20 protein-coding genes and 1 pseudogene are annotated in these 23,938 nt (G+C 73.5%); 13 read left to right on the forward strand and 8 right to left on the reverse strand.

What is annotated here, in order from left to right:
• Together ACFP1Z_RS05430 and ACFP1Z_RS05435 are read left to right on the forward strand one after the other, a co-directional pair.
• On the forward strand, positions 1-560 hold a 560-nt coding region (locus ACFP1Z_RS05430), incomplete at its 5' end, for a UTRA domain-containing protein (RefSeq protein WP_390314728.1).
• Positions 557-943, forward strand: coding sequence for a sulfatase (locus tag ACFP1Z_RS05435; protein ID WP_390314729.1), 387 nt, complete (start codon positions 557-559; stop codon positions 941-943). The genes ACFP1Z_RS05430 and ACFP1Z_RS05435, both read left to right, overlap by 4 nt.
• Positions 944-1,185: 242 nt before the next feature.
• Here ACFP1Z_RS05435 and ACFP1Z_RS05440 read toward each other — a convergent pair whose 3' ends face one another.
• Complete coding sequence (locus ACFP1Z_RS05440; protein WP_390314730.1) at positions 1,186-2,109, reverse strand: FkbM family methyltransferase; 924 nt, start codon at positions 2,107-2,109, stop codon at positions 1,186-1,188.
• 229 nt (positions 2,110-2,338) lie between these two features.
• Here ACFP1Z_RS05440 and ACFP1Z_RS05445 point away from each other — a divergent pair, with 229 nt between their 5' ends.
• Both ACFP1Z_RS05445 and ACFP1Z_RS05450 read left to right on the forward strand, forming a co-directional pair.
• Positions 2,339-2,902 carry a hypothetical protein gene (locus ACFP1Z_RS05445; protein WP_390314731.1) on the forward strand — a complete coding sequence of 188 codons (564 nt, stop codon included), beginning with the start codon at positions 2,339-2,341 and terminating at the stop codon, positions 2,900-2,902.
• Positions 2,903-3,310: 408 nt separating this feature from the next.
• Positions 3,311-4,360 (forward strand): AIPR family protein, encoded by a 1,050-nt coding sequence (locus tag ACFP1Z_RS05450; RefSeq protein ID WP_390314732.1) that lies wholly within the window; start codon positions 3,311-3,313, stop codon positions 4,358-4,360.
• Between the two features lie 289 nt (positions 4,361-4,649).
• Here ACFP1Z_RS05450 and ACFP1Z_RS05455 read toward each other — a convergent pair whose 3' ends face one another.
• Positions 4,650-5,408 carry a lysophospholipid acyltransferase family protein gene (locus ACFP1Z_RS05455; protein ID WP_390314733.1) on the reverse strand — a complete coding sequence of 253 codons (759 nt, stop codon included), beginning with the start codon at positions 5,406-5,408 and terminating at the stop codon, positions 4,650-4,652.
• 1,104 nt (positions 5,409-6,512) lie between these two features.
• Here ACFP1Z_RS05455 and ACFP1Z_RS05460 point away from each other — a divergent pair.
• From ACFP1Z_RS05460 to mptB, 5 genes and pseudogenes are all read left to right on the forward strand, one after another.
• Positions 6,513-6,779 (forward strand): acyl carrier protein, encoded by a 267-nt coding sequence (locus ACFP1Z_RS05460; protein ID WP_390314734.1) that lies wholly within the window; start codon positions 6,513-6,515, stop codon positions 6,777-6,779.
• An 11-nt stretch (positions 6,780-6,790) separates the two neighbouring features.
• Positions 6,791-8,035: a beta-ketoacyl-[acyl-carrier-protein] synthase family protein gene (locus ACFP1Z_RS05465; RefSeq protein WP_390314735.1), complete on the forward strand. Its 1,245-nt coding sequence runs from the start codon at positions 6,791-6,793 to the stop codon at positions 8,033-8,035.
• A gap of 314 nt (positions 8,036-8,349) precedes the next feature.
• Positions 8,350-8,718, forward strand: a pseudogene (locus ACFP1Z_RS05470) (lysophospholipid acyltransferase family protein); the annotation flags it as partial.
• Between the two features lie 219 nt (positions 8,719-8,937).
• A complete protein-coding gene (locus ACFP1Z_RS05475; RefSeq protein ID WP_390315053.1) occupies positions 8,938-9,924 on the forward strand; it encodes a phosphatidylinositol mannoside acyltransferase in 987 nt (328 codons plus the stop codon).
• Positions 9,921-11,390: a polyprenol phosphomannose-dependent alpha 1,6 mannosyltransferase MptB gene (gene mptB / locus ACFP1Z_RS05480; RefSeq protein WP_390314736.1), complete on the forward strand. Its 1,470-nt coding sequence runs from the start codon at positions 9,921-9,923 to the stop codon at positions 11,388-11,390. The genes ACFP1Z_RS05475 and mptB overlap by 4 nt, the downstream gene beginning before the upstream one ends.
• Positions 11,391-11,876: 486 nt before the next feature.
• On the opposite strand, the gene ACFP1Z_RS05485 is transcribed toward mptB, so the two are convergent.
• Both ACFP1Z_RS05485 and ACFP1Z_RS05490 read right to left on the reverse strand, forming a co-directional pair.
• On the reverse strand, positions 11,877-12,854 hold the full coding sequence (locus ACFP1Z_RS05485; protein WP_390314737.1) for a lysylphosphatidylglycerol synthase transmembrane domain-containing protein: 978 nt from the start codon (positions 12,852-12,854) through the stop codon (positions 11,877-11,879).
• 377 nt (positions 12,855-13,231) lie between these two features.
• Positions 13,232-14,056, reverse strand: coding sequence for a PIG-L family deacetylase (locus ACFP1Z_RS05490; RefSeq protein WP_390314738.1), 825 nt, complete (start codon positions 14,054-14,056; stop codon positions 13,232-13,234).
• 55 nt (positions 14,057-14,111) lie between these two features.
• Between ACFP1Z_RS05490 and ACFP1Z_RS05495 the strand changes: the two genes are divergently transcribed.
• Complete coding sequence (locus ACFP1Z_RS05495; protein ID WP_390314739.1) at positions 14,112-15,227, forward strand: glycosyltransferase family 4 protein; 1,116 nt, start codon at positions 14,112-14,114, stop codon at positions 15,225-15,227.
• The gene (locus tag ACFP1Z_RS05500; protein ID WP_390314740.1) at positions 15,224-16,438 is read left to right on the forward strand and encodes a glycosyltransferase 87 family protein; all 1,215 of its coding nucleotides are present in this window, start codon (positions 15,224-15,226) and stop codon (positions 16,436-16,438) included. The genes ACFP1Z_RS05495 and ACFP1Z_RS05500 overlap by 4 nt, the downstream gene beginning before the upstream one ends.
• Here the strand turns inward: ACFP1Z_RS05500 and ACFP1Z_RS05505 are convergent.
• A complete protein-coding gene (locus ACFP1Z_RS05505; RefSeq protein WP_390314741.1) occupies positions 16,428-17,747 on the reverse strand; it encodes a radical SAM protein in 1,320 nt (439 codons plus the stop codon). The two genes, ACFP1Z_RS05500 and ACFP1Z_RS05505, sit on opposite strands and share 11 nt — an antisense overlap.
• A 191-nt stretch (positions 17,748-17,938) precedes the next feature.
• Positions 17,939-18,649, reverse strand: a complete 711-nt coding sequence (locus ACFP1Z_RS05510; RefSeq protein WP_390314742.1) for a DUF4232 domain-containing protein — start codon at positions 18,647-18,649, stop codon at positions 17,939-17,941.
• A gap of 320 nt (positions 18,650-18,969) precedes the next feature.
• Between ACFP1Z_RS05510 and ACFP1Z_RS05515 the strand changes: the two genes are divergently transcribed.
• Positions 18,970-20,502 (forward strand): transcriptional regulator, encoded by a 1,533-nt coding sequence (locus ACFP1Z_RS05515; protein ID WP_390314743.1) that lies wholly within the window; start codon positions 18,970-18,972, stop codon positions 20,500-20,502.
• A gap of 23 nt (positions 20,503-20,525) precedes the next feature.
• Here the strand turns inward: ACFP1Z_RS05515 and ACFP1Z_RS05520 are convergent, their stop codons facing one another.
• The gene (locus tag ACFP1Z_RS05520; RefSeq protein WP_390314744.1) at positions 20,526-21,251 is read right to left on the reverse strand and encodes a hypothetical protein; all 726 of its coding nucleotides are present in this window, start codon (positions 21,249-21,251) and stop codon (positions 20,526-20,528) included.
• 186 nt (positions 21,252-21,437) lie between these two features.
• Here ACFP1Z_RS05520 and ACFP1Z_RS05525 point away from each other — a divergent pair, with 186 nt between their 5' ends.
• On the forward strand, positions 21,438-22,211 hold the full coding sequence (locus tag ACFP1Z_RS05525) for a 2,3-dihydro-2,3-dihydroxybenzoate dehydrogenase (RefSeq protein ID WP_390314745.1): 774 nt from the start codon (positions 21,438-21,440) through the stop codon (positions 22,209-22,211).
• 159 nt (positions 22,212-22,370) lie between these two features.
• Here ACFP1Z_RS05525 and ACFP1Z_RS05530 read toward each other — a convergent pair whose 3' ends face one another.
• On the reverse strand, positions 22,371-23,933 hold the full coding sequence (locus ACFP1Z_RS05530) for an MFS transporter (protein ID WP_390314746.1): 1,563 nt from the start codon (positions 23,931-23,933) through the stop codon (positions 22,371-22,373).
• Positions 23,934-23,938: the final 5 nt, after the last annotated feature.

Genomic DNA, 23,938 nt, shown 5'->3' on the forward strand with positions numbered 1-23,938 from the left:
CGAAGCACCACGGCCGAGGGAACTTCATCCGGCGCCCCGACGAGCGCATCCGGTACGACAACCAGCGGCTCTTCTCGCCTCACCCGGCCCCCGCAGAAGCCGAGTTGCACGTACACGTGAGCGTCCACCGGGTAGCCGCAGTCGGCACCCTCCCCGCGCTTCTACAGGTCCGCGACGGTGCCCCACTGACGGAATACGTCTACACCAGCCACCGGAACGACATCACACAGAGCCTGGCTTACGTGTATGTACCCCGCGCGGTCGCAAGGCTCGGCACCCCCACGGGAAACCTGTCCCCCTGGGGCGACGACATCCGCACCCTGCTCGCGAACGCCGGCGTGCACGTGGTCTCCACGAGAGAACGCCTCACCACCCGCCTCCCGAGCAGCGACGACGTCCGGCTCCTCCGCACGACGACACCCGTCCTCGTGATCGAGCGCACCTCGATAGACACCACCGGCCGGGTCGCGGAGGGCGCCCTCCTCGTGCTCCCCGGCGACCGCACCGAAGCCGTCTTCACGACGTTCACGCCTGCCGTGGCACTGGAGGTGGCCGAATGAGGGAGGACCAGGTCCCGGAAGAGCACCGCTCCAGCACCGTCCTTCGGCGTCTGCCGTGGAAATCGCCCGACGGCAAGCCCTGCTTCCTGAGCACGGCCGACAACACGAGCGTGCTGTCCCGGCTCGCCGACAACGTCGAGATGGCGTACATGCGCATCGGGGCCTATCTGCTGCCGGGCGCGAAGGAAGTCCTCAACGACAAACACGCGGACTGCAGTCAGCTCCGCTACTCCCTCGCACAGGTGGTCGCTTCACTCGAAGAAGTCCTCTGGGTCGCCGAAGTTCGGGGCGAACGGCTGCCCACACCCGAGGACCACGACCCGGACGACGCGGAAGCCTGCAAGTGCAACCCCGCCACGGACCGTGGAGGTGATTGCAGATGACGCAAGCGACCAGACCCGCCCGGAAGAAAGCAGTCAAGGAGCCGCCTCTCCTCGAATACTGCGGTGTCTGCGCTGGCCATGACAGCATCTGGTGCCCTGGCTGCTTCGGCTGCATTGGCTGCGACATGTGCAAGGGCACGCTCAGGGTCCCGTGTCCGCAGTGCGCCGGCGGAAAACACGAACCCATCTGAGCAGCTCCAACGGCGGCCCGGTCCCTCTCGAAGGGGCCGGGCCGTTCGCTTTCACGGAAGCGTCTCGGCATCCATTCTGGAGAACACGAGGTCGCACTCCTCGTCGACTGGGCCGCGCCACCGGACCGGGGCCCTGTACGGGCCGTGGAGGGCGCCCGGATAGCTCTCCGGGCGGTAGTCGTTCGCGATCCGGTACACGTGGAACCCGTGCTCGCGCATGGTGGCGAGGAGCTCATCCGCGCAGTCCCCCAGTTGCCACATGCGCTCAGGACTCACCTCCACAGTGATCTCCGCGTCATCCCGCAGCCGGTCGAGCAACGGGACCATTCCCCGCACGACACTGCCTTCGGCCCCTTCGACGTCAATCTTGAGCACCCGGGCATTCACGACCTCTGGTGGAGTAAGCACCTCCGCCAACGGCCGGGCCTCCGCCGTGAACGTCGACTCGGCCGAACCGTCGTACGGGACAATGCTGTTGGCCCCCAGGTTCCGATGACTGGCGAGCACAAAGGTCAGCTCTCTCCGGGCGTCGGAAACCGCAACGCGGGCCGCCCGGATGTTGCAGCACCCGTTGATCCGGGCGTGCTCCACAAGCTTCCGGTGAAAGGCCGGCGACGCCTCGACCGCGACAACCGCGCCGTGTTCGCCGACGAGTTGAGACGCAAGCAGAGAGAAGTACCCCACGTTCGCCCCGACATCGACGAACGTATCCCCGGGCCGCAGCCGCCGCTGAAGCCACCGCGTCAAGTGCGGCTCCCACACCCCGAACAGGTAGAGATACCGCTGGATCAAGTCCTCCGTATCGACGACGAACCGCGCTCCGAACCAGGTACGGACAACCTGCCGACGCGGACAGTCCCGCAGGTGAGCGTTCAGCCCCCTCGCGGCCGACAACGGGCGTCCCAACTCGCCAGGCCCGTAGCGGAACCACCACCGGCCAACGGTCGCCAAGCACTCCGCGGTACGGGCTCGCATGCGATCACCTCTCGCCGCTTCCAGCGCCTGCAACGCCGAGGTGTCGGCCGGAGCTGACGCTCCCAGCACTCTCCGCCCGGGACACGGACCAGGTCAAGACGTGATCGACAGACGCCCAGGGCCCGGCCGCAGGCCATGAACACGTCGTCCGAAAGAAGAGGGTCGAACTGCCGTCCCGTACTCCTAAGATCCTCTGGTCCATCTCAGGAGTAAGGGCACGGGAGACCAGGTGGGGGCCACCGAGCAACTCGTCACCGTGGGCGCCGTGATACTCGGCGCGCTGACCACGCACCTCACGAACTCCCTGGCAGAGCGCGGCCGCAAGCAGCACCAGCTCATGACCCGCTGGGACGACAAGAAGCTCGACGCCTACGTAACCTACGTCGACAGGATCCGCGCGAGCCTCTTCCTGGCCGTCGAGCTCTACGAGCTCCGCGAGGGCCTGCGCGAGAGCGAACGCACCGAGGAAGAGATCAAGTCAGAGATGTCGGAGGCCGGCCGCCTCCGAGGACGCGCCTTCGAACGCATCATGCTCCTCGCCGGCGACGAGGTCATAGAAGCCGCCCACGACCTCAACGCGATAACCCTCGAAGTCGACTGGCAGGCCACCGGCAAGACCAGCGGAACCCTCCAACAGTGGCGCGACCGCCACCGCGCCGTGTTCCGCGCGATCAACACCTTCCACGACGCGGCCCGCGCCGACCTCGGCGTCAGCGGCACGGTCACAGGAGAGCAACACCCCGAGAGAGATCTCCTGCTTCCCCCCACTCAAACGGGCAACGGGCACCACTGAGCGGCTGACACACGGTGGTGTCACAGCCGTCACGCTGTCACGCGAGATGCCTCACCACCCCCATGTTTCAGCTGCTCATCACTGCGCCCCACCGTCGATTGGTGACTGCTGGGCTCCTGGAAGCAGCTGATCGGTTTCAGACAAGATCGAGACAGCTAGGGAAACCACAGGACGGCCCCCTAGCCGTCGGTGACGGCCTGGACGTTCAAGGTGCCGAGGTCAGGGTCTGTCTCGGTGCCACGCCGGGCATCCACGAAACGCCCTGGTGGCTGGCCCAGGTAACGAGGATCCGCGAAGGTCGTCGCCCTGATACCTCACTGGCCTCGCGAGCCTAGAAAACGCGGGGTGCGACGCAGCTTCAGGTGGATACGATACGACCAAGTTGTCTTTGCGTGACCCTGGTTGAAGATGGAGTCGCAGGTGACAGACTCGCGCGATGCCGGACGACATGTGGTTGTCGACGAGGTCCGAGCAGCACTGGACAGGGACTTCTCCCACCTGATCTCCATGGAAGACGTGACGGCGTCCAGCGAGGCCAGCCGCAGGCAGATGTTTCTGTCCCGGGCCCTCGCTGCACTGGCGATCCGGCGGCTGACCGGCGTCAGCAACGTCGCTGCGGCGGCCGCAGTGGTCGACGGCCACGAGGACCGTGGGCTTGACGCCATGGGGATCATCGCGGAGGACCGGCGGCTGTGTCTCGTCCAGGCCAAGTGGAGTAACGACGGGACGGCCGGGGTCGGGGAGATCGCCGTCCTGCGAATGCGTGATGCGCTCCAGAAGCTGGTGAAGGGCCGTTATGCGCGCTTCAATTCCCGGGTCCGGGACCTGGCTCCTGCGGTCGGCTCGCTCTTCGAGGAGCCTCGGTTCGACGTCACGATGGTCTTCGCTGTGATGGGCGACGGGCATCTCCACCCGAATGTCTTGGCAGAGATCGCGGAGACACGGGAGGACCTGGCAGGGCCGGGCATGTCCCTGCGGCATCGGGTCCTCCACGCACCCATACTCCACAGCGAGGCGGGTATGCCCACGCTGGAGCCTCCTGTGTCCCTGGCCGTCCGCATGGACAACTGGATGCGCGAGACGACGGGCCCCTACAACGCGCTCTGCGGTGTCGTCGGGATCGGTGACGTCGCCGACTGGTACGGCAACTACCGCACTCGCCTCATCCATCAGACTTTGCGGACCCTGCTGCCCATTCCGCGAATTCAGCAGAAGACGGCGGAGATGCTGGAGACCAGGAAATTCTGGCACCTCAGTCCTGGCATCACACTGCTCTGTGACTCCATCGAGCCCCAATGCCCCGGGACCGATAGCGGTGAGGGCGCGACAGGAAGTTTCGACCTCGACGGCGTCAAGATCATAAACGGCGCTCAGACCGTCGCGAGCATCCACTCATACAAGCAGAGCCAGTCTCCACTGCCCGAGACATCGCTCCTGGTGAGGATGATCGCCGAGTGACAGGGGCCGTTGCATGTGACGCCGTCGAGTTCGGCGCGGGTGCGGCAGTTCCACCCATGCGTTGCACGGCGCCTCCTGTGCCAGACCCGTGCCAGATCCCCCGGTAAACCACGGTCAACAACGGGCTCCGAACCCAGTCAGCCCGACGGCTCCGAGCGCCTCAGCCGCAGGCCAACGGCCCACAGGGCCCCAAATAACCAGTGATTCCCAAGCTCAGAGCGCGAGTTCGATTCTCGTCGCCCGCTCAGCGTGAGCCCCCGGGTCCCTGACCCGGGGGCTCAGTCGTTTTTCAGGAGTGAGTACCCCTGACCGTGTCCGCCGCCCGCTGTGCGCGGGCCGCCAACGTGCGGCGGTTGTCGCCGGGTTGGGGGTGCAGGGGCGGGAGCAGGTGGAGTTCCACGGTGAGGGCGCGGGCGGACAGCACCCGGTGGACCGAGGTGCGCAGCGGGGTGCCGACGTAGGCGACGTCCGTGGCCGGGGTGTGGTCGGCGGTGCGGTAGCGCAGGACGACGGGGCGGACCACGGCGCCTGCGTCGAGCGCGGACTGGAAGAAGGCAGGGCGGTACGGGCCGCCGGTCGCGCCGCACCAGGTGGTGGCCTCGGGGAAGAGGGCGACGGTGGCGCCGTCGCGCAGCGCGGCCGTGGTCCCGGCCACGGCCGGGGGGAGGGCGCGGGGGCGGTTCCGGTCGAGGTGGATGCAGCGCAGGCTGCCCGTGAGGACGGCCATCACGCGTGAGTCCAGCAGTTCGGCCTTGGCGATGACGCGGGGCGCGGCGAGGGCGCCCAGGGCGATGAGGTCGAGCCAGGAGATGTGGTTGGCGACCAGGAGGGTGCCTCCCTGATGCCTCTCCGGTGCTCCGTGGATCTCCAGGCGGATGCCGAGGGCGCGCAGGATCGCCCGGAAGCCGAAGCGCAGGGCCCGCGTCGGCGGGCGTCGCAGACGGCGGCCCGCGAGGGCGGTCCCGCACACGACGAGGACGAACGGCACCACGGCGGCGGCCCTCAGCCATCGGCGGACGCGGCCGACGGGCCGGAGGTGCCCGGGCATGCAGTGCGGCCCGCATCCGGACACCGGACGCCAGAGTCCCTGCGGAACGGGGCGGGGGTGCGCACCCGCGGCAGGGGGCCGGGGAGCGGGCCCGGCTCCGATCCGTGGACCGGAGCCGGAGCCCGGAACCGGCCGCGCACCCCCGTCGGCCCGGCCGGCGGGTCCCGCGTCCGGCCGCGGTACGGCCGACACCCCGGAGCCGGGACACGGGCCGGACCGCAACTCCGCACCGGCCCCGGGAGAGGCCGACGCGCCCGCACCACCCCGGTCAACAGGCCGCCCACCGGAGCCGGCCCGAGACGCGGACTCCGCATCCGGCCGGGGCACGGGCGACGCCCCAGCACCGGAGTGACGAACCGACCGCGTATCCGCACCTTCCCGGGAGGCGGGCCGCCCGCCGGGCCGGGGCACGGTCCGTGCGGACGTGTCGGATCGTGGGGGCCGACGTGTGGGAGCCGGGGTGCCGGGGTGGGTGCCGTCGGCGGGCGGCAGGGGGTGCTTCCCCGGCGTGGTGACCGGGCCGTCGGCGGCGGGCGCCCCGTCGGCGGCCGGTGCGACGGGTGCCGCAGATGCGGCCGGTGCAGCGGCCGACGCGGCTGACGCGGCTGACGCGGCGGGTCCCGCAGATGCGGCCGGTGCAACCGGTGCGGCCGGTACGGCGGATGCCGCAGGTGCGGCCGACGTGGCCGACGCGGCGGGTGCCGCAGGTACGGCCGGTGCGATCGGTGCGTCCGGTGCCGCAGATGCGGCTGACGCGGCCGGCGCGGCGGGTCCCGCAGATGCAGCAGATTCGGCCGGCGCAGCCGGCACCGCAGACGCGCCTACCGCAGCAGCCGCGACAGGCGCAGCCGGCGCAGCCCCCACGGCCGGCGGCGCCGCCGCCCGGTTCCGAGTGCGGGATCCAGTCCCATTTCCATGGCTTTCGCCTGACATGTCGCCGCACTGTGCCGTACGCCTCGACGGCCTGTACAGCCAACATGCCGCCCGGCCAAGGGCGTCGATGACGGCCTGTCACCCGATCGGTGCCCAGGCGTCAAGTTCGCGGGGCGGGGTGTCGATGACGCGACCAGGAAACCTGGTTGACGAAAGGGACGGCCCCACCCCATGAGCATGCCCACTCCCATGAGCACGCCCTACGACGCGCTCGCCCGCACGCTCGTCGAGGAGTTCGACGTCGATCCCGCACTGGTGCGTCCCGAGGCGACGTTCAGCGGCCTGGAGCTGGATTCGCTGTCCCTGGCCGAACTCGCCGTCATGGTGCAGGACTCGACCGGGGTCCGTGTGGAGGACATCGACCGGGACAGCACGCTGGCGGACGTGGCCCGCCGGATCGGCGAGGGCACGGCGGCCGTCGGCGGCCGGGTCCGTTGACGGTCCGGAAGGTGGCGGTCACCGGCCTGGGGATGGTCACCCCGGCCGGGACCGGCACCGGCGCCACCTGGGCGGGGGTGTGCGAGGGGGTCCCCCGTGCCGCCACGGACCCGGTGCTGCGGGGGCTGCCGGTCGACTTCTCGTGCGCGGTGCCGGAGTGGGACGGGGACCGGGCCCTCGGGCGGCGGCTCGCCCGCCGGCTGGACCGGGCCGCGCAGATGGCCGTGGTGGCGGCACGCGAGGCGGTGGCCGACGCGGGGCTGGGGGCGGAGCTGTGGGATCCCGTACGGGTCGCGGTCGTCATCGGCTCGGGGTCGGCGAGCTTCGAGAATCTGACGCCGCTCTACGAGCGGCTCTTCGCGGGGCAGCCCGAGCTGGTCTCCCCCATCGTGCTGCCGCGTTCCCTGCCCAACTCCGGCGCGGTGGAAGTGGCGTTGGACCTCGGCGCGCGCGGCCCGGCGTTCGCGCCGGCCGCCGCGTGCGCGACGGGGGCGGTGGCGGTCGGGCTGGGCCTGCACCTGCTGCGGGCGGACGCCTGCGACATCGTGCTGGCGGGCGGTACGGAGTCCGGGCGGGTGCCCGCGGTCGCGGCGTCCTTCGCGCAGATGGGCGCGCTGTCGCGGCGTACGCGCGATCCCGGCGGCGCCTCACGGCCGTTCGACGCGGACCGTGACGGCTTCGTGCTCGGGGAGGGCTGCGGGGTGCTGGTGCTGGAGCGGCTGGAGCACGCGCGGGCGCGCCGCGCCCCGGTGCGGGCCCTGCTCGCCGGCTACGGGCTCGCCACGGAGGCGTACCACGTGACCGCGCCGCACCCGGAGGGCCGCGGCCTGCGGCAGGCGCTCGAAGCCGCGCTGGCGGACGCCGGCTGGGAGCCCGGCGACGTCGACCACGTCAACGCGCACGGTACCGCGACCCGGTTGAACGATCTGACGGAGGCCCGGGCGCTGGCCGCCGTCCTCCCGCAGGTGCCGCCGACGACCGCCGCCAAGGGCGTGCTCGGGCACTGCCTGGGCGCCGCGGGCGCGATCGAGGCCGGGCTGACCGTCCTCGCGCTGCACCACCAGAGCGTCCCGCCGACCGCGAACCTCGACCGCCTCGATCCGGACATCGACCTGGACGTCGTCACCAAGTCCTGCCGCGCCCTGCGGATGCGTACGGCCGTCAGCGACTCGGTCGCCTTCGGCGGTCACAACGCGGTCCTCGCCTTCGAGGCCGTCCCGGGTGCCTGCGCGCCGACAGCAAGAACTTCCGTGTGAGAGAGGTCGATGCAGACGTGTCACAGCAGCAGGTCCCCGCGCCCCATCCCAGCCCCCTTGCCGGTCCGCTGTCCGATATCGACCGGGCCCGCCGGGACCCCGCCGAGGGCCGGCTGCCCGGCCCGCACACCGAGCCCTGCTCGCCCGCCTGCTCGCTCCCGCACCGGCGCGTGGGCCCGCTCAGGTGGCTGCTGCGGGCCGCCGCCGTGACGGCGGTGCTCGGTTCGTGGCTGCTGATGATGCCGTGGTGCGATCCCCGGCAGGAGTGGGCGGGTCGGCTGCAGCGCACCTGGGCGCGCGGGCTGCTGTGCGCCATGGGTGTCCGGCTGCGGCTCCCGGGCGGGGCGGCGGGGATCGCGCCGGGCACGCTCGTGGTGAGCAATCACCTCTCCTGGCTGGACCCGGTGGTCCTGCTCGCCGTCCGTCCGATGCGGGTGATCACGCGCGGCGAGGTCGCGGGCTGGCCGCTGCTGGGCGCGGTGGTGCGCCGGACCGGGGGCGTCTTCCTGACGCGCGGGCATCCCTCGGCGCTGCGGGAGGCGGTGGGCGCGGCGGCCCGCGCGCTGTCCGAGGGGCACACGGTGGCGCTGTTCCCGGAGGCGACGACGTGGTGCGGCCGGGCGGGCGGCCGCTACCGGGCCGCGCTGTTCCAGGCCGCGCTGGACGCGGGCGCTCCGGTACGTCCGCTGGTGCTGCGCTACCACGCGCCGGGCAACGACCCGGCGACGGCGGTCGCCTACACGCAGGTCCCGTTCCGGCGGTCGGTGCGTACGGTCCTCGGGCTGCGCGGCACGACGGTGGAGGCGCACCTGCTCCCGGAGGTGACGGCGGGCGCCGGGGAGGACCGTACGGCGCTCGCGGCGCGGGTGCAGGCGGCCGCCGACGCCGTACGGTTCCGGCCGCTGCGCGCCGCCCGGGACGACACCGGCCGGCGGGAGAGGCTGACGGACGGGGTGTACGCGACGGGCTGGGCGGTGGTCAGGAAGCTCCCCGAGCCGGTCGCCGCGGCACTGGGCCGCGCGCTGGCGGACGCGGCGTGGGCGTGGCGCGGCCGGGGCGTCGCCCGCCTGGAGTCCAACCTCGCCCGGGTCGTCCCCGGCGCCTCCGCGCGGACGCTGGCGCGGCTGTCGCGGGCGGGCATGCGCTCGTACCTGCGGTACTGGATGGAGTCCTTCCGGCTGCCCGCGTGGAGCGCGGAGCGGATCCTGGGCGGCTTCGCGCTGGAGAACGAGCACGTGCTCACCGGGGCGCTGGCGCGCGGCCGGGGCGTGGTCGTGGCGCTGCCGCACACGGGCAACTACGACCTGGCGGGCGCCTGGATCGCGCTGCGGCTGGGCATGCCGTTCACCACGGTCGCCGAGCGGCTCGAACCCGAGGCGCTCTACGAGCGGTTCGTGGCCTACCGCACGGGTCTGGGCATGGAGGTGCTGCCGCACTCCGGGCACGTCTCCGGCACCCTGGCACGGCGGCTGCGCGCGGGCGGGCTGGTGTGCCTGGTGGCCGACCGCGACCTGTCCTCGTCGGGGATCGAGGTGGAGTTCTTCGGGAGTACGACACGGATGCCGGCGGGACCGGCGACGCTCGCGCTGCGGACGGGGGCCGTACTGCTGCCGGGCACGTTCTGGTACGACGGCCCGGCGAGCGCGCGGGGCCGGATCCATCCGGAGATCGAGGTACCGGCGGAGGGTACGGAGGCGGAGAAGGCGGCCGCGATGACGCAGGCCCTGGCCGACGTGTTCGCGGCGGGCATCGCCGAACACCCGCAGGACTGGCACATGTTGCAGGCCCTGTGGCCCGCCACCGGGGCGGGCGGCCGCGGCATTCCCGGGGGCCGGCGCGCGCACCACCGGTCCGGGGAGCGCAAAGGCCCAGTGCGATCGGCGCGTTGACGTCGGCCGTCCGCGGGCGGCCGGTCCTGTGCTGCGCGGGCGTCGGCACCGCGGGGTCGGTGCTGGTGGCGGCGGGCGGCCGGTTCACGGGGGCACTGCCGCCGGGGGATCCGGACGGGGTGTGGGGGACGCCCGCGCCGACGCTCGTACCACTGGGCAACGCCCTCGCGTACGCGGGCCTGGTGCTGCTGGCGGCGGCGTGGTGGCGGCTGGGCCGGCTCCTGCGGGACGGGGCCGCGCTGGACGGGCGGCGGCAGTGGGCACTGCTGTGCTGCTGGGCGCTGCCGCTGCTTCCGGTCCCGCTCATGTACAGCAGCGACGTCTACAGCTATGTCGCGCAAGGGGCGTTGGCGGGGCGCGGCATGCCGGTGTACGCGCTGGGGCCGGCGGCGCTCGGCGGGCCGCTCCTGGCCGGCATCCCCGCCATGTGGCACCACACGCCCGCCCCCTACGGGCCGCTGTTCATCGTGGTGGCCCGCACGGTGGTCGCGGTCACCGGGGAGCGGCACGTGGTGGCGGCCGTACTCGGCATACGGGCGGTGGCCGTGCTCGGACTGGGGCTGATGGCCTGGTCCGTACGGGCGTTGGCGGCCCGGAGCGGGGCGGGGACGGCCGGGGCGTGGTGGGCGGGGGTGCTCAACCCGCTGGTCCTGACGCACTTCGTGGCCGGGGCGCACAACGACGCGCTGATGCTCGGGCTGACGACGGCCGGCCTGGTCGCCTTCCGGCGGGGCCGCTGGGTACTGGGCACGGTGGTGCTGACGCTGGCCGTACTGGTCAAAGTCCCTTCCGTCGTGGCCCTGTTGTGCGCGGCGGCCGTCGCCGTGGCGGAGCGCGGTAGTGGCCGGGCGCGCGCCCGTCGCGCCGCGGGCATCACCGCGGTGTTCGCCGGGACGCTGGTGGCGGGGGTGGCGCTGTGCGGCCAGGGCTGGGGCTGGCTGCCCGCGCTGCGCACCCCGGCGCAGGCCACGACGGCGCTGTCGCTCAGCACGGACGCGGGGCAACTTCTCGCGTGGGGTGTGGAGTTGGTGAGCGGGCATCCGGCCTCCGCGGCAGTGCCGGCCGCGCGGGCGGCGGTGATGCTGCTGGGCCTGTACGGGGTGGCGCACTGGGTGCGGCGGGCGCCGCGCTCGGGCCCGGAGTACGCGACGGGCATGGCACTGCTGGGAGTTGTGGCGTGCGCGCCGGCGCTGCAACCGTGGTATCCGCTGTGGGGGGCGGTGCCGCTCGCGGCGGTGGCGTGGCGGCTGCTGTACCGCCCGGAGGCGGAGGCGGTCATGGCAGTGCTGCTGCTGTCCGTGATGCCGTCGGGGCTGGGCCCCGGCCGGCTGGACGTCCTGGCCGCGTGCGCCGGGGGGCTGCCGGTGCTGGCGGCGGTCACGGTGTGGCTGGCCCGGGAGCGGACGACGGCCGGCGGCCCCATGCCCACGGAGCCCCGGCCGCGACTGCCGTCGGCCGGGGGGTGACGGCGGCACGCACCACCGCCGACTCTCCGGGTCGGCACTCCCGCCCGCTTCACGGGGTGGTGGCCCAAAGGGAGTTGGCCTGCTGCCGGCCGGAGGGCGCCGGAGGTACGCGAGCGGTTCGCGGCGGGGCGTACGGGTGCCGTGACCGGCAGCAGGAGGTTCACGGCGCGGCCGGGCCCGCGCCACAGCGGCAGCGCACGGCACCGGGGCGGTAACGGGCGCCGTCGGGCGAGGAGACGCAGCGCACCCGCCGGCCCCATGACGCGGCCGGACCGGGCGCGACAGCCACAGCGCACGCGCCGTAGCGGCTACGGGGACCCGGCCGTCGACGGAACGCGCCGCAGAACCGGCCGCCTCACGGCAGGATGGGCCCGCGCATCGAGCAACGGCCACACCGCGCACACCGCACCCCCCGGCCGCCAACGAAACACGCCACAACACCGGCCACCCCACGGCACGGTCGGCCCATACGCACCGCAGCACCCCTCACACCTGCGCCCGCCCGGGCACCGGCACCGGCCCCCGGCCCCGGCGCCACAGCCACAGCGCTCCGGCCAGGGCGCCCGCCGGGATCTCCATCAGGTGCGTGAACGCCGCGTACAGCAGCACCCCCGCCGCGACGGCGGCAGGCGCTCCCCCGAGGGTGACCAGCGCGTACGTGGCGGCGCTCTCGGTGACGCCGATGCCGCCCGGGGTCAGGCCGATCTGCGTGAGCAGCCGGCTGGCGGCGAAGACCGCGAGGACGTCCGCCGCGCTCGTACGGACGCCGGCCGCGTGCAGGCAGGCCCAGAACAGCAGGGCCTGCGCGGCCAGGGTCGCGGTCATGCCGGCCGCGAGTGCGGGCCAGGCGGTACGGACCAGGTCCCGGCAGTCCTCGCGGAACCTCGCCGTCCAGCGGCGGGCGCGGGGCAGCAGCCCGGGTCCGTCGTGCCGCCCCGGCGCGCGGCGGCGGGCCACGGCGAGGAGGGCCGGCGGCAGCAGGAGGAGAACCGACACCCCGGCGACGGCCGCGCGGCCCATGCCGGGGACGGCGCTGCGGGCCAGGGCGAGCGCGCCGGCGACGGAGACCACGAGCCGGGCCAGCACGTTGCACACGCCGGTCAGGACGGTGAACACGCCGATGGCGCGCGGCGGATGACCCCAGTGGCGGGCCATGGAGTACGTCACGGCGACCCCGGCGGTCCCGCCCAGCGGGAAGAGGTTGCTGACGGCGCTGCCGACGCAGTTCACGAGCAGCGCGCGGCGGCGGGTCAGGCCCGGCAGCGCGGCGCTGAGCACGAATGTGTAAGTCCACAGCCCGAGCCCCCACAGCGTGCACAGCAGCAGCACGCGTGCCGTGCCGACGTGCCGCAGGGCGGCCGCGACCTCCGTCCACCGCGCGCCCGCGACGACCGGAACGGCCCACGCCAGCAAGGCGATTGCGGCGGCGGACAGCACGAGCCCGAGCAGCCGGGACCCGACCACGCGAGTCCGCGAGGCCGGCCCCCGCGGCCGCGGCACCCCCGCCCGGGCAGCCGCCCCACGCGGCCGCGACCGCACCGCGCCCGGCCGACCAACCACCGCGTGCCACCGCGACATCCCCGGCCGGGGAACCGGCACCCCACGCAGCCGCGACCGCAACCCACCCAGCCGGCAAACCACCGCACGCCACCACGACGCCCCCACCCGAGCAACCCACGTCCCAAGCCCGGCAGCCGCCCCACGCAGCCGCTCCCGCACCGCGCCCAGCCGGCCGACCGCCGCACGCCACCACGGCATCCCCGGCCGGGGAACCCGCATCCCGGGCCCGGCAGCCGCCCCGCGCAAGCGTGACCGCACCCCCCGCCGGGCAGGCGCCCGCATCAGTGCGCCCCCGTCAGGGTCGCCAGCGGGTCGTGGAGTGCCGTGCCGTCGGGGAGGCCGCGTTGGACGTACCACTCCGTGCCGAGGAGTTGTCGGAAGAGGGGGGCGGGGAGGCGGCGCAGGGCGGCGAGGGTGCGTTCGGAGTCGCCGCCGGCGGCCTGGCTCGCGTGGGCGGCCATGCTCGCGCGTTTGGCCCGCCACTGTGCCTTGACCGGTACCCGGTGGGTGATCTGCGCGCGGGGCGCGTACGCCTGCCGGAAGGATTCCCGGTCGAACTGGGGCGGGAAGCGGTACACCCAGGAGGCCGCCCGCAGTCCGCGCAGCAGCAGATCGCGGTCGACGGTGGCCTCCAGCACGGCGGGGGTGGCGGCGAGCCGCGCGGCGCGGTAGCCGACGCGGTGGACCTGGAGGTGGTCGGGGTGCCCGTAGCCGCCGGCCGGGTCGTAGACGGTCAGCAGGGAGGCCCGTTCCTCGGTCAGCAGCGCGGCGAGCCGGCCGGCGGCCTCCTCGACGTCGGCGGTGGCGAACGGCACCCCGCTGCCGGTGGCGTCGCCGGGCAGCGTGCCGTGTCCGGAGTCGGTGTAGCCGAGGAAGACGAGGCGGGCGCAGCCCAGGGCGCGGGCGGAGGCCCGGGCCTCCGCCCGGCGCAGTACGCCGAGCGTGGCGCCGTGCCGCGTCCCCGGGGCCAGGCCGCGTTCGCCGGCCGTGGCCAGGACGAGCACGACGCGGTGTCCCTGGGCGGCGAGCCGCGCCATCGTGCCGGCGGTCAGCAGGGCCTCGTCGTCGGGGTGGGCGTGGAAGAAGACACAGGTGTGACGCGCCATAAGGAAGGTCCTCACTCAGAGGTGCTATGACCGTTTTGCTGTAGAAAGTTCAGTCATGATCCTCCATGTCTCCGACTGCTTCGCGCCACGGACAGGCGGCATCGAGACCCAAGTCGCCGCACTGGCACGGGCGCAGCAGCGTTCGGGCCGGTCGGTCGCGGTCGCCACCGCGACGCCCGCGGCGCCCGGCACGCCGGAGGAGCACTGGCCGTACCCCGTGCACCGGCTGAGCGCACGGATCCCCGGGCAGCTCCCCGTTCACCCCAGAGCGGGACGCGAACTGGACCGCTTGTTGACGGCGGTGCGCCCGAAGGTGGTCCATACGCACCTGGGCGCGTTCTCCCCCTTCGCGTGGTCCGCGCTGGCCTGCGCGGGACGGCTGGGCATCCCCACCGTGGCGACGGTGCACAGCCTGTGGGACCCGGTCGTCCGCGCCACGTACCGCGGACTGAGCCGCACCGGGCACGCCCCCACCGCCCCCATGGTGGTGACGGCCGTCAGCAGATCGGCGGCCCGCACGGTCCGGCAGGCGCTGCCGGACGTGGCCCCGCTGGTCGTGCCCAACGGCATCGATCCGACCTGGTGGCTGCCGCACCCCCGCGCCGAGCCCCGCGAGGACCGGCTGCACGTCGTCTCCGTCGGCCGGCTCGTCCCCCGCAAGGAGCCCATGGAGCTGCTGGAGGCGCTGCGCACCGCGCAGCCCCGGCTGGCCGGCCGCGGTGTCGCGCTCACCGCGACCTGCGTGGGCACCGGCCCCTGTCTGCCGGCCATGCGCCGCTACCTCGACCGGCACGGCATGACCGGCTGGGTGCGGCTCGCCGGCCACCGGAACCCCGAGGGCGTACGCGAACTCCTCGCCGGGGCCGACCTGTTCGTCAACTCCTCGTGCCGCGAGTCCTTCGGCATCGCCGCGCTGGAGGCGCGCACCAGCGGGCTGCCGGTGCTGGCCCGCGCCCGTACCGGCGTCGCCGACTTCGTGCGCGGGGGCCGCGAGGGTTCGCTGTGCGACCACTCCACGTTCGCCCTCGCCGACGAACTGGTGTGGCTCGGCCGCACGCCCCGCGCCCGGCACGCGATGGCCGTCCACAACCGGGAGACGGTCGCGGAGCACTGCACGTGGCCGTCGGTCGTGGAGGCCTTCGCCCACGCGTACGCGGAGGCCGTGCGGTGAACACGGCGGCGGTCCGCGCGTGGCTGCTGCGGGGTGCGCCGCTGCTGCTGGCGGTCTCGCTCGCCGTGCAACTGCCGCTGCTGCTGGGGCCGTCCTTCGACAGCTCCGGTCTGGTGGATCTCCGGGTCTACCGCAGCGGGGCGCCGCACGTCCTGCACGGCGGGCTGTACGACTTCCGGCTGCACGGCGCCGACGGCGCGGACCTGTTCCCGCTGCCCTTCACCTATCCGCCGTTCGCGGCCCTGCTGTTCCTGCCGCTCGCGGCCGTTCCCCTGCCGGTGGCCGCCGCCGTGTGGCTGCTCGCCTCGGCGCTCGCGCTGGGCGTGTTCGTCCACTGCTGTCTGCGCCTGACCGGGCCGGCCGCGCCGTCCCTCCGGCACACCCTCGCGTGGACCACGGCCGCCCTGTGGACGGAGCCCGTCCTCGACACCCACAGCTACGGCCAGGTCAACGTCCTGCTCGCCGCCTGCGTGACGGCCGGTGTGCTGCAGCGCGGCACGCTCGGCGGCCTGGGGACGGGACTGGCCGCGGCCGTCAAACTCACGCCGGCCACGGCCTGTTGTTACTTCCTGCTCAACCGCCGCTGGCGGGCGACGGCGGGGGCCTGCGCGGCGTTCGCCGCCGCGACCGCCGGGGCCTGGCTGATCGCGCCCGACGCGTCCGCCCGCTTCTGGTTCCACGTCCGCTCCGTCACCACCGGCGTCCAGCCCACCGGCACCGAGCTCAACCAGTCGCTGCGCGGCGCCCTTTCCCGCACCCTCGGCCACGACGTGGGCCTGTCCGCCCCGTGGTGGCTGCTCGCCGTCCCGGTGGCGGCCCTCGCCCTGGCCGCCGCCGTCCGCTGCCTGCGGCGCACCGATCCCCTGGGCTGCCTGGTGGCGGTGGAGTTCCTGGGGCTGCTGCTGAGCCCGGTGGCGTGGGGGCACCACTGGGTGTGGGCCGTCCCGGCCGTACTCGTGCTGTACCGGGACCTGCGGCTCTCGCCTCTCCACCGTGCGGCGCTGGCGCTGTGGGCGGTGCTGCTCCTCAGCCAGGCGGTCCGCCTGATCGCGGCCGCCGAGGAGTCCATGTGGGGCTTCGCCCGCCCCTGGTACCTGACCGCCTTCGGCTGGGCCTACCCCACCGCCGCCCTGCTCACCCTGGCGGCACAGGCCCTGACGCCCCGTACGGCCCGTACGACCCGTCCGTCCGAGGTACCGGTCAGGCCCTGACCGCCTCGTCGGCGGGAAGGCTGTCCATGAAGGAGCTCACCGAGAACACCGCGCGCCCCGGCCCGGCCGGACCGTAGCCGGGCGGCGAGGACAGCCCGTACTCCTCCATCGTCGCGCGGTACGCCTCCAGCAGCCGGATGTGGTACTCCAGCGGCGCGCCCTGCGGATTGGCCTTCCCCAGCGGGGTGGTGGGCTCCGGGCACCAGGTCGTGAAGCGCGGGGTGATGCCGTGCGACATGAAGAACCGCAGCCCCTCGGTGGTGGAGGCGATCGCCTCGTCGACCGATCCGAAGCCGAAGGGCTCGGCCATCTCCACCCCGGCCACGAAGTTGGGGATGACGTTGCGGGCGCCGAAGACCTCGGCGGAGTCCAGGATGCGGCGGTGCCACTCGTCACGGCCGACGTGCTGTTCCTTGCCGGGGCAGTACAGCTCGAACAGCCGCCGGTCCCACACCTCGTAGTTGGGGTGGTAGATACGGATGCCGTGGTCGTGGAAGCGGCGCACGGCCTCCTTCGGCAGGGCCTGCGCGACGACCTTGCCGATCCAGCGGCCGGGGAAACGCTCCTCGATGGCCTGCGCGTACCGCCCGTAGAAGTCGGCCTCGTCGAGCCCGCCGACGCGGGAGGTGATCGCGCCGCCGGTGAGGGTGTAGGCCGTGGAGGTACGCGCCGTGTCGTACCGGTCGATGATCTCCAGCGCCTCCAGCACCTCCTCGACCGGCTTCACCCCGGTGTACGGACGGCCGGCCGCCTTGTGCTGGCGCCAGTTGTGGTTGATGTCGCAGTACTGGCACTCCTGCTTGGCGCCGAAGTACTGGCAGACCCGGAAGACCGTCAGATAGACGAGGTAGCCCCACTGGATGGTCGGGGCCACCTCCATGACGGACTTGCCGTTCGCCAGCTTGTGCCGGTAGTAGTCCGGCATGGGCGGCAGCCCGACGTCCGCGATCCGCGCCCCGTCCAGGTACAGGGCGAGCGCCCCGTCGTCACCGGCGGCGACCCGGTACGGCGAGGACGGGTTGACGCGTACGGACACCACCGTCCGGCGCAGGTCGTACGGGCCGCCGGTGAGCACGATCTCCTCCGGCGGGCGGCGCAGCGCGGCGGCGCCCAGCTCCGGCAGCGTGCGGTGGTCGAAGGAGAAGATGAAGTACGACTTGGGCTTGACCTCGCCGTCCTCGTTCTCGCTGAGGGCGGACTCGTCGAAGGCCACACCGCCGCGCAGCAGGTCCTCCTTGAGCACGGCCTCACGCGGTACGTGCGGGAAGCGCCGCATGAGGTCCTCGACCAGGTCGGTACGGCTGGGCATGGGCTTTACGCTCCTCCGGTCGCGCACGAAATTCCCGCCGGCCCCGCCAGAGCACGGAGCATCGACGACGGCGGAACCGACGGGACTCTCGGACCACGCTAATTCGGAGCGATTTTGTCCGAATCAGTCTGCGGTCGGGACCGGCCTAGGTCTGCGGTACTAAGCCGGATTCCCTGTATGCCGACGCCCGTTCACCAGCTGAGGGCGGTGGCGGCGTCGGTCTGCCAGTAGGTGACGGCGGCCTTGTCGTCCACGTACGTGCCGTGCGGCAGCTTCAGCCGGGCCGGGGTGCCGACGCTGCCGCCGGCACCTCCTTGCGCGGCGTCTCGTCCCATGAAGTGGACCGTGAGCACGCCGGCGTCGCGGCCGTTCTCACCGCTGCCGTCGGCGGAGGAGGTCCGCACCCCCGCGTACGCGGACTGGCCCGGCTCCAGCGTCACCACGGCCTGCGGCACGCTGTCGTCGAAGACCGGCGTGGCGGCCTGGGCGGCGTCGAAGCGCAGGAGCGGGTGGTAGTAGGCGGCGCAGAGCTTGTCGCTGGTGTTGGTGAGCGTCAGCGCGAGGTGGTTCAGGGGGCGCGGGACGGACTGCACGGTCACCTTGGAGTTGGCGGCGGTGCAGGCCGGGACGGTGGCGGGGTCGTACTCGGCGGACCGGGACGGCTTGGCGGAGTGGCCGGTACGGGCGGGGGCGGCGCTGCCCGTGTGCCCGCCGGCCTTGGCGCCGGGGGTGGCGCTCGCGGCGGTGTTCCCGGTGGCCGTGGAAGGCGTGGCGGAGACGGTGACCGGTGCGGACGGCTGCGGGGCGCCGGCGTGGTCGGCGGCGACACCGCTGCCGCAGGCGGTCGCGGAGAGAGCGGCCGCGGCGAGGGCGGCGGAGGCGATGAGTCGGCTGGTGCGCATGGGAAGTTCCCCCCTGGGTGGGTCGGGCGTGGATGCTGATGCATGACCGTGGCCGGCCGTGAACGCGGGGGTGACGGACCGGAACGGGTCCGCGCGGTCCATCGGAACGGCACGGGAAACGAAGCGGAGTGACGGACCGTGGGGGCCGGCGGTGGGCCGGGGCCCGTCGGTCCGGGCTTCGTGACCACAGACTGCGGTCCATGCCGTCCCGGGGGCAATCCGGTCCCGGGCATTAGGGACACTGGAACGGCTGCACACAGTCTTACCTGGGGAAATGCGATCTCTTGGAACGCCGGTCCGGGACGGGGGAACGGGTGGCCATGGCCGAAGCGACGGATCCGATCGAGGAGTTCGCCGAACTCCTCCGCGCGCTCAAGGCCCGTTCCGGGCACTCCTACGGGGTGCTCGCCAAACGGCTGCACCTGAGCACGTCGACCCTGCACCGCTACTGCAACGGTGCCGCCGTGCCGACGGAGTACGCCCCACTGGAACGCTTCGCCCGCGTGTGCGGGGCGACCCCGAAGGAACTGGTCGAGCTCCACCGCCGCTGGATCCTGGCCGACGACGTGAAGCGCCGCAGAACGACGGTCGAACCGGGCGCGGGTGCCTCCGGCGGGGTGGCACCGGGTACGGGTCCGGGTGCGGGTGCCTCCAGCGAGGTGGCGCCCGCACCCGCCGAGCCCACCGACACGACCAACCCCGCCACCGGCGGCATACCCGAGACCCCCGACGAGCCGTCAACACCCGCACGCCCCACCGACCCAACCGCCGCCTCGGCCGAACCCACTCCCACCGCACCCGCGCCCGGGGGGCCGGGCAGCACGCCCCCGCGCACCCCGCCCGCCCCGCCCCGCCGGAGGCGCCCCGCGCGTCGGCTGCTGGCCGTCGCGCTCGCCGCCGTGGCCGTGCCCGGGGCCGCTGTCGTGGGGTTTCTGGTGTCCGCTCCGGACGGTGGGCGGAAGGATGTCGCCGCGCCGGAGCGCGGGGCCGAGGCCGCGCCGCGGCGGGGCGAGGGGGGTGGGCCGGCACCGTCGGCCAGCGCGTCCGCAGGGGCCGGTGCCGGGGAGAGCGCGGTGCCGGGGGCGCCCCGTACCGCCTTCCCGATGCCGCCCACCGGGTCCGCCCCGCAGTCGCTCGCACCCGGCGGGAGCGGCCTGCCCGGGTTCCCGGGCGGGCAGCCCGCCCCGCCCGGAGGCGGCACCGCGGGCCCCGAGGTGACGGACCCGCCGCTGACCGTGGACATCCGCCCGTACACCGTCGAGGACCGCTGCCGGCTGTGGTACCTGTCGGGGCGGACCCCCGCCGAGATGCCGGACCCGCGCACGGGGGAGCCCCGGGACTGGGCGAGGGCGATCGGCGCCGTGCCGGGCGGCATGCAGAAGCTGGAGCTGTCCGTGCAGGGCAAGAACGGTCAGGCCGTGGTCCTGCACTCCCTGACCGTACGGACCGTTTCCCGCACCGAGCCGCTGTCCTGGTCGGGCTATGCGATGGGCAACGGCTGCGGCGGCGCCCTCACCCCGGCCTGGTTCGACGTCGATCTGGACGCCGACCGCCCGGTGGCGAAGCCCATGGCGGGGCAGCAGGGCGACACCCGGATCCCGGCCACGGACTTCCCGTTCAAGGTGTCGTCGACCGACCCGCAGGTGCTGGAGGTCGAGGCGCGCACCACCGCGCACGACGTGGTCTGGTACCTGGAGCTGGAGTGGAGCAGTGGCGGCCGGCGCGGGACGCTGCCGGTCTACGACCACGGCCGGCCGTTCCGTACGAGCGCGCTCAAGGACCGCCCGCAGTACACCTACTGGGCGGACCGCAAGCTGTGGACACCGGTCGCGGAGGAGAACCGGCAGGAGTGAGGAGCACATGACAACAGGGGTTGTCAGCGCTCATCGGGCCCGGCGCCGGGCTCGGGCGCGTCCTCATAAGGCGCCTCCTCCATCACCCGTTCCGCGATGTCGTCCGCCCACCCCTGTGCCCACCGCCGCAGCGCGGCCGTCTCCTCGGCGTCGAGCCCGCAGCGGGCGAACTCCCAGTCGTCGAGCCACTCGGTGCCCGCGAGCCGGGCCTGCAGATCGGTCAGGTCGAAGGTCTCGGGGGCGTGGCGCCGGGCGAGTTCCTCCAGTTCGACGGGGGACCAGCGGGCCGAGGCGGCCCGTACGTCGACGAGGTCCCGGGGCAGCCCGAGGTCCGCGAGTGCCCGGACGCGCAGTCCGACCGCGTCCTCGGCGGCGAGCACCGGCCCGTACGGGCTGTCGGACGGCGGCCGCCACAGCGTTTCCTTGCGCAGGTCGGCCGTCAGCCGCTCGCCCTCCGCGCCGCCCGGTTCGGCCACGAGCAGCCGCAGGGACAGCGGGTCCACCGCCGCGGCCTCGGCCTGCCAGCCGCGTGCGGCCAGTCCGGCGCGCAGCGCGGCGGCGATGTCCGCCATGGGCACCGGGCTCTCGGTGACGAGCTCGACGCCGGGGCCCGTGCGCCCGGTCAGTCCGTGCGCGTACAGCGCCCAACTCCCGCCCAGCACAAGGGAATAGGGGCGGCCGGCGGCGAGGAGATCGGGCAGCAGCCGCTCGTACGGCGGCGGCCCGGGAAAGGTCACATCGGACGGCACGTGCGCGATTATTCCGCACGCCCGGGCCGGGGGCGGCCAGGCCGGGTACACCGGCCGGTTTTCGTCACCTGACGGAGTGCCACGACCTCGCTTCACAGTGCATCCACAATTACCGAGACTTATTGACGGACGTGCCTGAAGTCCCGTTGCAATTCGGCGAGTACGCCGGGTATGGAGGTTTCTGAGATGGAAGGCAAAGTCGCCCTCGTCACCGGGGCGGCGGGTGGAATAGGCGAAGCGGTGGTGCGCCTGCTCGGTGAGCGCGGCGTGACCGTCGCCGCCGTGGACAAGGATCCGGACCGGCTGCGGTCCACCGTGGACAAGCTCAACGCCGACGGTCTGCGCGTCGAGGCGTTCCCCGGGGACGTGACGTCCAGTCCGGATGTCGAGGCCCTCGTCGACGACGTCGAACGGCGGCTCGGCCCGCTGGACTACCTCGTCAACGCGGCGGGCGTGCTGCGGCTGAACGAGGCCCGGAAGCTGTCGGACGAGGACTGGGCGTTCACGTTCGCCGTCAACACCACGGGGGTCTTCTTCGTCTCCCGTGCCGTCGTCAACCGCATGGTGCCGCGCGGCTCCGGTTCGGTGGTGACGGTCGCCTCGAACTCGGCGGGCACCGCGCGGGTGGAAATGGCGGCGTATTCGGCCTCCAAGGCGGCCGCGACGATGTTCACCAAGTGCCTGGGTCTGGAGGTCGCCAAATACGGGATCCGCTGCAATCTGGTGGCGCCGGGTTCGACCGAGACGCCCATGCTGAGTTCTATGTGGAAGGACGGGGAAAAGGCCCGTAAAGCCTCGATCGAGGGGGTGAACAGCTCGTACCGGGTCGGTATTCCGCTGCAGAAACTGGGCCGCCCGGAGAATGTGGCGCAGGCCGTGGTGTTCCTGCTCTCGGACGCCGCCTCGCACATCACGATGCACGATCTGACGGTGGACGGCGGCGCCACGCTCGGCGTCTGAGGATTCCCGACCGCCTGGCGTTCGTCCTCAGGTCCGGACGGACTTGGGGACGAACGTCCGACGCTCGGGAACCCTCATCCGCGACGTCCGCCCGGCACGTCCGCGTTCTGCCCCCGGCGGTGACGGCCGGGGGCAGAGCCGTGTGCCCGCCGTACGGCCCTAGCCGCCGGCCGACGGCACAGGCGGTACGGACGGTACGGGCTGTACGGGCGCGTGCCCCGCGAACTGTCCCTGTCCGGCGGCCGGTTCGTCGCTGCCGTCGGCCGCCGCGGCCTCGGGCGCGCTCTCGCCCGTACCGTCCCGCCGGCCCCTGCGTCCCAGGACGATGGCCGCGAGCGCCGCGCTCACCGCGAACGCGGCCGCCGCGATCATCAGCGCGAACGCGTAACCGGCGCTGGTGGCCTCGGCCGTGCCGCTGCCCCCCGCGCGCAGGCCCGCCGTGTGCGAGGTCGCCAGCGAGACGAGGACCGCGAGGCCGACGGTCGGGCCGACCTCCATCGCGGTGTTGACGACTCCGCCCGCGAGCCCGGCCCGATGCTCCTCGACCGCGTCGAGCGCGACGACCGTCGAGCCGGAGAAGACGCACGCGATGCCGACGGGGAAGACGACGAGCCCGAGGAGCAGCAGCCCGGCGTACGGGGTGTGCGCGCCGAGTTGTCCGATCAGCAGCAGCCCGCACGCGGCCAGCAGCAGCCCGCCGGAGGTCACCGCCCGTCCGCCGAACCGGCCGATGAGCCGTCCGGCGACCGTGCCCGTGGCCAGTTGGGCGATGCTGAACGGCAGGAAGGCCGCCGAGGTGAGCAACGGCGAGGCCCCGCGCACCTGCTGGAAGTACAGCGACAGCAGGAAGAAGATCGTCGACATGCCGGCCGAGCCGATGAAGACCGCCCACAGCGCGACGGCCCGGCGGCGCGGCACCAGGAAGGACAGCGGCATCAGCGGGTCGGACACCTTGCGTTCGACGGCCACGAACGCCGCGAGCAGCACCGCGCCCGCGAGCAGCGGCACCCACACCACGCCCTCGCCCCAGGACCGTTCGCCGGCCTCGACGAGGCCGTAGCTCAGGACGGTCAGCCCGGCCGTCACCAGTACCGCGCCGGGCACGTCGAGCCGCACCCTCACCCGGGCGGGTCCGGCGGGCAGTACGGCGCGGGCCCCGGCCAGGGCCACCGCCGAGACGACGACCGGCACGGCGAAGGACCAGCGCCAGGACACCCACGTGGAGACCGTCCCCGACAGCAGCATGCCGGCGGTGGCGCCGAAGCCGGCGAGCCCGCCCCACACGGCCAGCGCCCGCGCGTGCCGGGCCGGGTCCGGGTAGAGGCCGCGGAGGAGCGACATGGCGGCGGGGGCGGCGAGGGCCGCGCCGACGCCTTGCAGGAAGCGGCCGCCGAGCAGCGCGGGGAAGCCGGGGGCGAGTCCGGCGGCGGCCGAGGCCGCCCCGAAGACGGCGATACCGGCCAGGAGTGCGCGGCGCCGCCCCCACAGGTCACTCAGCCGTCCGCCGAGCAGCAGCAGTCCGCTGAAGGACAGCCCGTAGGCCGCGCTGACCAGTGTGAGCCGGGCTCCGGACAGGGCGAGGTCGTGCTGGATGGCGGGCAGTGCGGGCGAGAGCATCGTGATGGCGAGGATCAGGACGACCTGCACGGCACCCAGCAGGGCGAAACCGCGCCCCGGGTGCGCGGCGGCGCCCGCCATCGCCTCGGTGGTACCCGTGGACATGGCAT

The sequence above is a fragment of the Streptomyces gamaensis genome, assembly GCF_042656465.1.
In the GTDB taxonomy this organism is placed as follows: Bacteria; Actinomycetota; Actinomycetes; order Streptomycetales; family Streptomycetaceae; genus Streptomyces; species Streptomyces gamaensis.